At 45.1% G+C, this 13,524-nt stretch carries 7 protein-coding genes; all 7 read left to right on the top strand.

Features of this window, described 5'->3' with window-relative positions:
- The first annotated feature begins 1 nt into the window (after position 1).
- Entirely contained in the window at positions 2-4,597 is a 4,596-nt protein-coding gene (locus FD968_RS06210) for a peptidase domain-containing ABC transporter (RefSeq protein ID WP_215364704.1), read from the top strand.
- 47 nt (positions 4,598-4,644) lie between these two features.
- A complete protein-coding gene (locus FD968_RS06205) occupies positions 4,645-5,850 on the top strand; it encodes an HlyD family efflux transporter periplasmic adaptor subunit (RefSeq protein WP_215364701.1) in 1,206 nt (401 codons plus the stop codon).
- A gap of 3 nt (positions 5,851-5,853) precedes the next feature.
- Positions 5,854-7,554, top strand: a complete 1,701-nt coding sequence (locus FD968_RS06200; protein WP_215364699.1) for a LuxR C-terminal-related transcriptional regulator — start codon at positions 5,854-5,856, stop codon at positions 7,552-7,554.
- Between the two features lie 75 nt (positions 7,555-7,629).
- Positions 7,630-8,391 (top strand): hypothetical protein, encoded by a 762-nt coding sequence (locus FD968_RS06195; protein ID WP_215364697.1) that lies wholly within the window; start codon positions 7,630-7,632, stop codon positions 8,389-8,391.
- Positions 8,392-8,407: 16 nt separating this feature from the next.
- On the top strand, positions 8,408-10,240 hold the full coding sequence (locus FD968_RS06190; RefSeq protein WP_215364695.1) for a porin family protein: 1,833 nt from the start codon (positions 8,408-8,410) through the stop codon (positions 10,238-10,240).
- Positions 10,241-10,246: 6 nt separating this feature from the next.
- Positions 10,247-12,148 carry a FecR domain-containing protein gene (locus FD968_RS06185; protein WP_215364693.1) on the top strand — a complete coding sequence of 634 codons (1,902 nt, stop codon included), beginning with the start codon at positions 10,247-10,249 and terminating at the stop codon, positions 12,146-12,148.
- A gap of 132 nt (positions 12,149-12,280) precedes the next feature.
- On the top strand, positions 12,281-13,524 hold a 1,244-nt coding region (locus tag FD968_RS06180), incomplete at its 3' end, for a VCBS domain-containing protein (protein ID WP_215364691.1).

The raw sequence follows: 13,524 nt of genomic DNA, 5'->3' as shown, positions 1-13,524 counted from the left end.
TATGTCAAAACTTTCTCAATTCTTTGAAAAAGCATCGGCAAAGCTTAAGCAGCTTGCTGCCGGAGTTCTACATATTCTTGGCTTAATTGCTAAGGCTATTTCCAATATTGCTAGAGCATTTCTTCATGGGATCAAAAAAATTGCGCCCCATTTGTATCCATTTCTCAAATCGACTTTAACAAAGCTGAAGCAGTTTGGCTCGATAGGTCTCAGTATTCTTGGTTCAACTCTAGCTGCAATGACTCATATTGCTGGGAAAGTGCTCGGCTGGGTAAAGCAGACATTGCCAAAGTTATATCCTATTGCCAAGAGGACACCGGAATTATTGAAGCAGTTTGCAATGAAGGCGCTTTATGTCGCTGGAATTTGCTGGGAGTTTACGGAACGTGCAGCGGTAGCGCTTTACTCAGTAGTTCGCTCTGATCTCGAATATCTCTGGGAGAAAGTTCTTAAGCGTTTTCATCACCTCAAGCGTGAAGGTGGTCAGCTTCATCCTGACTCTTTAAAAGATCGAGCTCAAAAAACCATGCAAGCTGCCCAGCCTCAGCAATTAATGGCTGATGGCAAGCTCCACTGGAACCAGATTGTTCAGCGCTTCTTAAAAGAGTGGGAAGAATTTAAGGCTGAGATGTTGGTTCTGCGTGATCGCATACATCAGATACGCAATGAAAGTGGCACACAAAGAGCGATTGGCATGCTCTCGCCATTTAAGGACGAAAAGACAACTATCATTACTTCCAGCATCGTTATTAATGTGCTGGCACTTGCATTCCCATTGCTGATGCTGCAGTTGTACGATCGTATTTTGCCGCATCAATCGTTAGATACCTTAAGCCTATTTGCATTCGCAGTCTTTTTAGCAATTGCGATTGAATCCATTGTGCGGGTAGCTCGCTCCTATACAACAGCCTGGATCTCGGCACGTTTTGAACACAAAGCCATGATGGCTTTGGTAGAGAAATCCTTGGCTGAGCCGCTACATGAATTTGAGCGCAAGGGTACGGGCACTGTGATGGAGAGTTTTAAGTCGATTTCGACGCTCAAATACCATTATTCTGGCCAAACCTTCCAACAGTTAATGGATTTACCATTCACACTGTTATACATTTTGATTGTTTTCATCATCAGCCCATGGGTTGGTCTTTTATTAATCTTCGGCTATTCCATCTTTGTCTATATCACATGGAAAAACGGTCGCGAAGATCCTGAATTGATTCGTGAACAAAAGACTGCAGATTTGCGAAGAGGTAATTTCTTAAATGAAACTCTGAATAATGTGCATACCCTTAAATCAATGACGATGGAGTCATTGATGTTAAGACGCTATGAGCGATTACAAGAAAACTGTGCTCGTATCATGTCCCGAGTTGCATACGCATTAGATATGTCATCTGGTATTGGCAATATTTTCTCTCCGCTGATGACAATGTTGGTCGTAGCCTTGGGCGCCTGGTTAGTCATTAATCATCGCCTAACGAATGGTGAACTAGCTGCTTGCATTTTGCTCGGTATGCGTTCATTGGCACCATTGCAACGTTTAGGTGGCATGTGGGCCAAGTACCAGCAAGATGAAGTATTGCGTGATGGTTTAGCAAAATCTCTAGATCAACCTGGCTTGAAAGAGGAGCCTGCTCAAGACGTAGACCTTAAAAAAGATGCTGATCGCCCATTAAAGGCTTTAGAGCTTGAGTTAAAAAATGTTTCCTATCGTTTTCCAGGCAGCCAAACTGAGATCTTTACTAATCTTTCATTAAAAGTCGCCGCTGGTGAATGTATCGCTATTGGTGGTGAGAGTGGAGTGGGTCGCAGCACACTTTTACAGTTGATGGCTGGTGTTTTGTCACCAAGTTCTGGTCAAGTGTTGATTAACGGCAAGGATGTTCAAGAGTACGGTTTAAATGAACTTACTGAATCTGTAGCCTACTTGCCGCAAAAGACAATGATGTTTGAGGGATCATTGCTCGATAACGCCAGCGTCTATGACGCTGACCGTGTTGAGCGTGCCTTGCAAACCGCCCAATCATTGGGATTGGGCGAATTTGTTTCTAAGATGCCTAGAGGCTGGGATTCACAAGTCGGCGATATGGCAACAGATTCATTGCCACCGGGTTACCGTCAGCGTATTGCGATTGTGCGTGCGCTATCGAATCAACCCAGCATCATTTTATTTGATGATCCTACTTCGACCATTGACTCAGAGGGCGATGCCTTGTTCTTGAAGTTTATTGAGTCTGTACGTGGCAAGGTCACTTTAGTGATGGTATCTCAGAGACCTTCTTACTCCCGTTTAGCAACCCGCACTCTGTATTTGCAAGATGGCAAATTAACAGAGGCTGAGCCCGGCAAGATAATCTCTTTGAGAGATGCCTCGAATGCTAGCAATCCTGATGCAGTCGTTGCAGGAATGGTGGGTTCCTCTGGACAAGCATTAACCTACAAAGCTATTCCAAATGGTGAGTACTTTGAATCGACCTTGAAAAAAGGCCATATCGATACTAAGCGCTGGGAAAGAACTCATGAGACAGTAAGTAGCAACTTCAAAGAGCAAACTGACTTGTCTGGCTGCCTTACTTTGCTCCTGAAACTCATGAATGCTCGTGGATCGGCTCGTGACGTTGCAGAGTCTTTGCCATATTTTGCAGATAGTTTAGATTTGCCAAGCTTTCATAATGCTATGGCTCAACTTGGGTACAAGGTTGCAGAAGTGCATTGTTCTTTAGGCGAGCTCGATACAAGAGCCTTGCCATGCTTATTTGTGCCAGATGGCTCGTCTGCATTTATTGCGATGGGTAGGGTGGGTCAGCAAATGCGCGTTGCTATTAACGAAGCTGGCGAGGTAAGGCTCGAGCCAAATCTCAGCATTATGGGTCATGCGTATTTTTATGAGGTAGCAGAGTACAAGATTCCCGAGGGAAGCTCTTGGGTAGCGCGGGTACTTAGACGTTTTTCTCCGCTAATCGGTCAAGCAACACTCTCTGCATTGATTTCTGGATTGGTGATTATGGCTGGTCCACTCTTCATGATGGTGGTTTACAGCACTGTGATTCCATCAGGCGCTAAAGATACGCTGGCCTATCTTGCATTAGGCGCAGCAATTGCCTTGAGTGCATGTTATTTCTTTATGCGCCATCGTGCCAGAATTTTGGCTTATATCGCCGGCCGTATCGAATATTTATTCGGCGCCACAATCTTGCAGCAAGTATTCCAAATGCCACCTGCTTATACCGAGCGTGCTTCAGTAGGTTCACAGACTGCACGTTTGCAAAGTTTTGAGGCTATCCGTGATTTATTTACTGGACCCCTAGCGTCTACTTTGCTTGAATCTCCAGCTACATTGGTTCTATTGATTGCTTTGTCAATCATTAATCCAATTGCATTATTAGTATTTGCGATCATGGCGTCGGTCTATGCACTCTTATATTGGATTTTCTCTGGCCCAACTCATGATCGTGTTGCCGCGGTAAGTAAGGCCTCAACTAAACGCAGTGAGTTTTTGGTGGAGATGGTTGGCAAGATGCGTATTGTGCGCGAATGTGGGGCACAGCGCTTATGGCTAGAGCGTTTCCGCGAGATTTCTGCATCAGCAACGATGGCTTCTTATAAAGCAGAACAACTCTCTTCTTTGTTGGTAGGTATTTCATACTTTGTCATGATGTTGGCGGCATTAATTATTGTCTCGGCTACTGTGCCAGCAGTCTTTACGCAGGCTGTATCTTCAGGTGCCTTGATTGCATCCATGATGTTGATGTGGCGTGTTCTCACTCCAATTCAAACCGTGTTCGTCAATATGAACCGCATTGAGCGCGTGAGATCTGCAACAAGACAGATTGATGGCTTGATGAAAATTAAAGGCGAGCGTCAAGAATCAGCTTCATCACTCGTGGCACGTGGTCTTGAGGGTCGCGTTGAATTTGCCCGCGTTTCCTTTAGATATTCACTAAATGTAGACCCAGCCTTAATTGGTGTGGAGTTCAAAATCAATCCTGGTGAATTGATTGCCATTAGCGGTCCAAATGGCGGCGGTAAATCAACGCTGCTGAAATTGCTATTGGGCATGTATCAGCCCCAAGCTGGTGCCATCTTGATTGATAACGTTGATATTCGTCAGCTAGATCCAATTGAGCTGCGTCGTATGGTGGGCTATGCACCGCAAGATACGCAGCTATTTAGAGCAACCATTGCGCAGAACTTACGTTTAGCCCGTCCAGACGCAACTGATGATGAGGTTTATCAAGCATTAGATATGGCTGGTGGCCTTGAGCAAGTCCTTGCTTTACCACGGGGTATTGAATATCGCGTGGGTGATAACACTAATGAATTGCCTTCGAGTTTGAAACAAAAACTGTCTTTAGCACGTGCCTACCTAACCAGAGCTCCAATCATGGTTTTTGATGAACCAGGTGCTGGTTTAGATGCAGAGGGTGATCAGAAATTTATTCAAACCCTTAAAGACTTAAAGGGCAAAGCAACTGTCTTGTTTATTAGCCATCGTCCAAGCCATATTCGTTTAGCAGACACCTTATTGGTGTTTGACAAGGGTTACTTAAGAGCTGCTGGACCACCTGAAGTCTTATTAAAACAGCCTAGCGCTGCCTGATGTATCGATGAACCAATCAATTCACTATTGAACCTGAGAGTAGAACTATGAATACGCTAACCCCATTAGAGCCGGAAAAGAAAAATTCTTTGTCTCTGGGAAACCGCACAGACAATTACGTCGCAAAAGCGATCTTGCTAGAAGAGGCGGCGCCACCTTCGTACCTGAAGACAACGGTAAAGCTAGCAGCCTATGCTATTGGGATCTTTCTGATTTGGGCAATGTTTGCCACTTTAGATATCGTTGCTTTAGCTCCAGGTCAAATCATGCCAATTCAAGCGGTTAAAGTCATTCAGCACGTTGATGGTGGCCGTATCGCTGCGATCGAAGTTGTTGATGGGCAAACTGTGACTGCTGGTCAAGTGCTCATGAAGCTTAACTCAACAGAAGCTGGTGCTGAATACCAAACATTGGCTGCGAAGTATTGGGGTTTATATGTGCGGGTAGAGCGCCTACGTGCTTTGTTGGGTAATCGCGATGCTGACTTCTCAAAAGTGCCAGAACAATATGCACAATTGGTACAAGAGCAGGAGTTCACTCTCAAAACCTCACGCTCGCAAGTAAACCAACTGGAAGCTGAGATTAAAATCCTTGGTGAAGTCAGCTCGATTCGTGGTGATCTAGCCAGAGAAAAATTGGCTACCCGTGTGCAGGCATTAGATGCACAGCGCAATTTAAGTCAAGCGCAAGCAGAGCTATTACGCTTTAGGCGTACCAATATGGATGATTTGAATGCATCCGCAGGTGAATTAGCACAGACACAAGAGCAATTAACCAAGTTAGAAGACCGTTTACAGCGCGTAGATATTGTTTCTCCTGTAGATGGTGTTGTTCAGGATCTCAAATTCAGAACCATTGGTGGCGTGATCCCTCCGGGCGCTATCTTGATGAATGTGGTTCCCCTTGATGGAAAAATGCAAGCAGAAGTACGCGTTTCACCAACCGATATTGGTTTTGTTAAAAAAGGCCAAACTGCCCGTCTCAAAATCGGCACCTTTGACTTCATGCGTTATGGAACGATTGAGGGTACTGTGGCGATGGTTTCTTCCTACAGTACTTTGGATGAAAAGCAGACTCCGTATTTCAAAGTCATCATCAGCATTCCACAAAACTATGTAGGTAATGATCAGGCAAAACTCATCGATCCTGGTATGACAGTGCAGGCTGACATCTTGACTGATCGCCAATCTGTATTGCGTTACTTGCTAAGGCCAATCTTTATTGCCTTCTCACAAGGAATGCGCGAGCGTTAAACCATGCTGGCTATAACAGAGCAAAAGTCGACATCTAGTAAGTCTCGTCCGTCCCTTTCGGGGCGGCAGCGGGACATATTGGCTTTGCTAGCCGAAGGCAAGAGCAATAAAGAGATTGCCGATGAGCTTGCAATTGGCTACGGTACCGTGAAGCAGCATCTGTTCGTTCTGTTTCGCAAACTAAATGTCACTAACCGTGCTAAGGCAGTACTCGTTGCTACGCAGTTGATGAAGGGCATGTCTCCCGAGGACTTAGCTAAAGACGCTAAAAAATCAAAAGGACGTAATGTCGATGGCGCTCAATATGTATGGCGTCTGGTTACTGCAGTATCGGTATTTGTTCCAGATACTTCTTTGAGTTCTCCGGGTGAGATAGCTCTACGTGATCAATATCTCTCAGCGCTTAAAGAGGAAGCAGTTAATTTGGTTGATGCTTTGGATGGAAAATTCCTATCCTTACCCTATGGTGGAATGTTAGCCTGGTTTGGACACCCTGTTGCTCATTTGGATGATGCTGATAGAGCGGTCTTTTTGGCACAACATCTACAAAACTGGTCTAAAGATTTTTACCAGAAACATCCAGATCCTAGCGAACAGTCTTTGCAAAAATTTGTGGGCATTGGAGTTGCCTCTCATCCAGAGGTTGTGGCAGATAAGGCACCAGAGCTATTTGGCGCCGATGCATTCCGAATGGCTGCTATGTTGGCTCGCTACTCGAGTGGCGTAGGTCGTCCTTTTGCAGATGGTTTGACTCAAAAGTTGGCTCCGTTATGTGTACCTTGGTTGGCAGTGAAGTCCAATAATCAAGATTTGCTTGCGCAGAAGGTGCGTTTAGGCAAGGTGGCCGCAATCGGTGGCGATGAACTTTCTTTACCTGAAGTAGCTAAACGCTTTGGTGGCTTGCCATTTTTAGCGCCGATATTTCAGACGGTTGATGATGGAGTGGCGCAATGGCTTTCAGTAGAGTCTTGGCCACCAAATTCTGCCACCTTATTAATCGATGTCATTGGTAATTTGGCTAAGAGTCGTGGTTATCAAACCTTACGCTTACGTACGCCGAGCCAGAATCGACGTGATCGATTTCTAACCAGTTTCTCAATACAGAGTGAGACGGGACTTGATGAAGAGTTCAGAATTGAAGATAGTGCCAGCACTAGCGGTGGCGAACGCTTAGCAGCGATCTTAGCGGCGCACTCTCAACGTCAACCATTAGTAATCCAACTGTATGGATTGAAAGCTTTAGAAGCATTCAAGCTGGTCTTAGGGGATCGGGGAATTGATCGATTGGCTTCCAGGCAAATATTAATTGTCGCTGCCAACCTACAGGAAACGGGTACGCCCCAAACTTCAGTGCGCTTACTGGGCCCTAGACCAGTACAAATGCCCTTCTCCAGGGTATTCACATTAGCCATGCCAGTGATAGATGCTTTCCCAGAAGGCATTCGTGTGGACTTGCGTGCAATGCTTGATTCCTTATCTGATCCTAGCCGCGCATTTGTCATGAAGTATGCCCAGAATTCTGAAGTAGAAATTGAAGAGGTGTTTACTGTTTTAGCGATGCCTCACCATCAAAGTCAGGCTTGCCTACAAGAATTGACAGCGATTGGCTTGCTCAATACCAAAACCGGCGGCGGCTTTGAATTTAGAGATCGTTCGACTTTAGAGGCAATCCAGCGACTTTCTGTTAGTTTGGCAGCGGGATAGAGATAGCAAGCAATGTTGAACTTCCCATTTTTTATTAAATGTTTAGCGCTATTAATGCTTTCGGCTGGAAGTGCTATGGCACTTCAGACTTCGGCAGAGATCTCACAGAATCAAAGTGCTGACTCTGCTTCCCCGGAAAAGCGAGTGGTAGTTATGGGGATTAATGGGCAAATTTCTAAGAATGTGTTGGCTGCTGTTCGCAAGAATATCGATCAAGTGACTGGTGACCCAGTCCCTGCAGGACTTATTGTTTTACTGGATTCCCCGGGTGGTGATGGCATAGCGGCTATGAATATTGGTCGTCTACTAAGACAGGCGCATGCTCATGTATTTGTTACTGGCCAATGTGCGAGTGCCTGCATTTTTGTTCTTGCTAGTGGGGTAGTGCGCGGCGCACCAGCATATACCGTTGGTATTCATCGTGGGCGTATCACGGTGAGTGACTCCAATGCCAAGATTATTCGTGAGATTGATGTCAAAGACAATCCTGAAGCTAAGAAGTTATTAGATCAATTTGAAAAATTTGCCCCTCAGTACTTTGCAGAAATGGGTATGCCACCAGACCTATTTCAGGCAATGCAGTCGCATCAATACCGAGGCGTATATCGTTTAAGTAGTCAAGAAATCGTTTTTTATGGTTTAGGTGGTTTTGAGCCATCCTATCTTGATAAGCGTGCCCAGTTGTATGAAAGCCTGGCTAATCCTTATCGTATGGATAAAGATGAGCTACATGCCCGTACTATGAAAGTCGCTTCTCGTTGTGCTGAGTTTGACCGTAAGCATACCCAATTCATTCAGTGCTACAAGCAAGTACTGCGTGACCCTTATTTGAATTAATGATTTCACAATGAAGATGAGCCGATCACTACAGTTAATTAAACAGTTCGCACAAGAATGCGGGCTTAAGCTCATCCCGCTTGTTAAGCAAGTTGATCAAAAAGCAAAAAACTTTTACCTACTAGTAAGTCAGCGGACTTCTGAGTGCACTCAGAGCTTAGAAAAGGCATATCAGGCTTATAAGCCACTTATTAGATCTAAGGCAGATGAAACTTTTGTGCTGTCTAAGCAGATAGTTGCAAAACAGGTTATCGAATTTTTGCAGTTAAAGGCAAAAACGATCTTATTGATGCGACTGTATGCCCCAAAAGTTAAAGGCGATTTAGTACGCCAGTATCAATGGGCTCTTAATTTCTATAAGGATGGCTTAAAGAAATTAAAACACCTTGCAATTCAATTAAAAGAACTTGATTGCCAGAAAATTTGCATACGACTATATGCGAATGCTAAAAACTACTACTACTTTTATAAGAACCAGCCGTGGAAACAGTTTTGCTTAGATCTTATTCATGATATTAAGGCATTGCGCAAAATAGATCTGCGTAAAGTGCTGATTTGCATTGTATGCGGCCTGTATGGAGTGACCTCATGGTCTGATGTGCCTGATGAAATCAAGGTATTGATTGAGCAGAAAAAACCGAAAGATGCTTACGAGCTAGGCCTAAGACACCCAGAAATGATGGGCGACCCACTGTTTGATTACTTCTTCGGGGTTGCTGCGGTGGAGGCAGGGCGCGCATCCTACGGCGTATTGGCTTTAGAGCGCGTACTACTGAGTAATCCAAACGATGACTTGGCACGCTTAGAGTTAGCAAGAGCATATTTCACGCTAGGCGATTATCAAAGAGCGCGTGAAGAGTTTGAGATTGTCAAAAAATCACGTCCACCTGCTGGGGTAGTGAGCACGATCAATATTTATCTTGATGCTATTGATAGAAAAGAAGGCGAACTAAAAGTTCAGTATGGTGTATACGGAGAGCTAGGTATTGGTTATAGCAATAACGTTAATACTGCCGCGGCAATCAATAACATTATCTTGCCTTATGTAGGACCAGTTCAGCTCAGTACTACATCACAACCACAGCCCTCCATGTTCTCTTACACCTTGATCGGAGCAAATGTGAGTGTGCCGGTTGGAACCAATACCCATGTATTTGCTAATGTGAATAACAGTGCGCAACGGTATTCTCAAGTGAATGGTTATGACTTAAACGTAACCAATGCTACGACGGGTGTCAAAACTATCGATGGTGATAATGAATACAAAGTGGTTGGTTTTGGTAGCTTGGCAAAGCTAGACCAAGTGCCTGTACCAAATACCCTGGGTGCAGGCGTAGAGTATGTGCGACATTTGACCGGAACTCAGTCTATCTTGTTGGGTGGTGGCACGAGTAGCCTAGCCTACGGCAGTCAATATGGTGCCTACGACTCTAATCTTTCGGTTGCAACGGCTGGTTATCGTAAAACATTCCCAACTACTAAGTGGAGCCCTGTGGTTGATGTGATGGCAAACGTCGCCAATCAAAATAACACTAGCAATCGCCCTGATTTGGGTAGAAAAATCGCTGGCGGCAACGTGCAGTTGAGTATGTTGCCAACGGATAAGCTAGGAATCTCAGTTGGTGCGGGCTATGCACGGAGTAACTATGGCGGAACTGACCCACTGTTTTTAACGAATCGCTCTGATAATTTGCTTTCTGGTAATGCGGTAGTGCAATATAAACTCACCAAAGACCTATCTGCCCGAGCAGAGTTTACTTACTTTAATAATCAGTCCAATATCAATCTATACGGATATGAGCAATGGACTGGCGCACTTAAATTGCGTTATGAATGGAATTCCAACTAAGGAACCATGATGAGAATACTTCAACAAAAAATTACTCGCACCCTCATGCAAGCTTTTGTCTTGCTATCTTGTATCTATATGGTAGCGACCCCAACAGCATATGCACAAACAGCAGATGAGGCAGGCAAAGTACTCATGGCGATTGGTGAAGTCAAGGCGGTACGTAAAGGTCAATCGATCCCATTAACTCGTGGCGCTTCGATACAAGCTGGCGATAGCTTAATTACTGGAATTGCCAGCAATGCTCAGGTCAGAATGAGTGATGGTGCCATTATTGCTTTGCGTGCTCAAACCGAATTCAAAATCGATGAATATAAATACAACGGCAAGCAAGACGGTTCAGAAAAAGCATCCCTTAGTCTAGTCAAGGGCGGGGTGAGGGCGGTGACTGGTGCGATTGGTCAGCAAAATAAAGATAATCTCCAAGTCAATGCAGTCGTAGCAACGGTTGGTATTCGGGGTACTGGATTTAATATCAATTACTGCGAAGCCAATTGCTTTAATCAGAATAAGACTCCAGCTAAAGACGGACTCTATGCTGGTGTATTTGAAGGGCAAATTACCGTCAAGAATGAGGCTAAAACCGACACTTTAGGTGTAAACCAGTTCTTGTACGTAGCAGATAAAAACACGGCGCCAGTCAGACTCAGCACCCCACCAAATTTCCTACCAGATCCACTGAGTGGACAAAAGGCTGCCAAGAAAGATAAGAGCAATGCTGCAGAGATTCCATCGCTCAATGCGGCGGTTGCACCCCCAAGGCAACCAGCAGACTCACAAGTTGCACCCCCATTTAGTCCGCTGCTGAATGTGGGCGGCATCACCATCAACCAGGCACCAGCGATCACCGTCACTGGAAGCTTTGATCCCCCAACTACTTGGTATAACAAACCTAACTTAGGTAATGGTTATACCCTCCAATCTTTTTATCAGGATAACCCCGCAAAGCCTAATTATCTCTACTACCTTCAACTTGCTGAGACTTGGCCTGCTGGAACCCCAGGTATGGATGGTTTGCCCCCACATAACATCGGCACCTATAATGCAGATAGGGATCTTAACGAGTCACCGAATGTCAAAGCTAATTATGGTGAACAGACTTATGCAGGTCCTGGAACAACTGGGCAACCCACTAATGGATTTCAAGTTGTAAATTTTGGGACTGGTCAAACTGCTTACCCTAATCAAATTACTCTTGCTAGTGGTTATTCTGCTAAAGATCATCCTGGTGTTCGTGTTAATTTCGCAATTGGCGATGCGCAACAGAAGGAAGGTGGTAATTACGGCGTTGAAATAACTCCGGGCGTATATCAAGGCATTGTTTCTTGGGGTCGCTGGGCCAATGGGAATGTTCAACAGATTTCCGCTTATGGTACCCCTCCTGGAGATTTGGTTTACATTCCAGCTGGATCGGGCTTTCACTACGTTGTAGGTGAGCTTTTTAATATTACTCTTGCCCCTGTAGCTCCAACTTATAACTTCACATTAATGGGTGCCACAACCCCTACGGCTGTGTCTAATCCACAGGGTACTTGGTTAGTAACCGGAGGTAATCTAACGGCTAACTTAGCTACCACCGCCAGCCCTGGCATATCTGGAAATCTGTCGCTCTATACGTCTCAAACAGCTGGCTATGGAAATTACAACATGGCGTTTGCTAGTAGCGGCCCCATTAGCACCATTAGCCCTGGGAGTAATGTGGCATTAGCGCAAACTCAAGTTAGCACTGCTGTAACCAAGCAGAATGGTACTTTAGCCACTTGTGCTGGTGGCTGCGCCGGCTCTGGAAACGTTTCTTTTTATGGTTCTAGCACTGCAGCTGCAACCGGTCCACAGGCAGCCGGTTTATCTTATAACTTCAATACTGGGTCAAATGTAGTTCAAGGCGTCGCAGTCTTTAAAAGATAAGACTTTTTTCATTATTAACTATAACTTTAGTTACATAACTATTATCCGAATTGTATAGCCATTAAGTACTCAATAAAGTCTTATTAATTGGCATTTTTGACAGCATTAATTTGACCTATTGGGGCGCATATCGTGGCTGAAGCAAATACATCTGGCGTACAAGCAGCAGAGCAAATAGATAACCTTGCATTAGAGCAAGCATCTCCTGCTGAACAATCTGGCGCAACGCAGAATGCGAATGCACGTGGAGACGTCAATCTGACTCCCAACAATGCGTCATCACCAGACGGCCCTAATTCTTATAACGCGACTACAAACCCAAACAATAGCAATAGCAATTTAAATAGCGCTGGTACAAATTCTGCGCTTGCTGGCGAAGCTTTGGTTGCAGCTGGCGGAGCAGAAGGTGGTGGTGCTGATGCAGGTAACGGTGCAGCAGCAGGTGCTGCTGATGCGAATGGTGGCAATACAAACGCTAATGGTGGTGCATTAACTGCAACAGTATCTGATGCAACTATGAATACTGATAGTGGTGTTGCGGGAGGTGGTGCAGGTGGAGTAAGCGGTGTTAATGGCGCAACAGTTCGTGCTGCTATCGTTGGCGGCGCTCCCGCTGCTGAAACTGCAGCTTCAGCGCCAACTAATGAGGGGGGTACAACACCAACTGCTCCTGCGGCAAACTCACCAGCGGTTCAAAATAATCCAGTAACAAACCAGGTTCCAACAGATGCAACTGCCGGTATCCCTCCTGGCACTGATCCTAATTCAGAAAACAATGGCTCTGGGACTCCGGTTCTTGCTGGCTTAACCTGGGCTAACCCGACTCCCTTGTTGCCTGCCTTACCTCCTGCGTCGCCTGCTATTGTTAATGCATCCATCAGTGATATTGCTGATAGCGCACTACCGCATTCCGATGCTGACACTCTGAACACTTCCGGCACTATTTTTGCTAAATCTGAGTTTTCCATTACTTATGGAATTACTAACGGAAGTGATCTAAATGAGCCAATTCAGATCGGCGATATTTATTACCAACAAGAATACGTTGGTGATTACGGAACACTGTATTTAAATACTGATGTAACAAGCCCAGATCTTGGTCAGTATGTATACGTCCCCAATCAAAGCGCCGTTGATTCCCTTGCTAAAGATGAGACAAAAACAGAAACCTTTACCTTTACTGCAAAAGATGAAGCTGGATCGGAGGCTCCACCTCTTGTTTTTGATGTTGCGATTAAAGGAGCTGAAGACAAACCAGAAGTAGAGTCCACCGATGTCACTGGCGCAGTGACTGAGCTAGACACCACAACGGTAGGCAATCTGACTGACACTGGCACGATTGCCTTTAGTGATGTTGACCTGATTGATACGCATAG

It is taken from the genome of Polynucleobacter sp. AP-Titi-500A-B4 (assembly GCF_018688095.1).
Taxonomy (GTDB): Bacteria; Pseudomonadota; Gammaproteobacteria; order Burkholderiales; family Burkholderiaceae; genus Polynucleobacter.
Note: the sequence above shows the minus strand (reverse complement) of the source record. Positions and strands in the feature narration are given on the sequence as shown.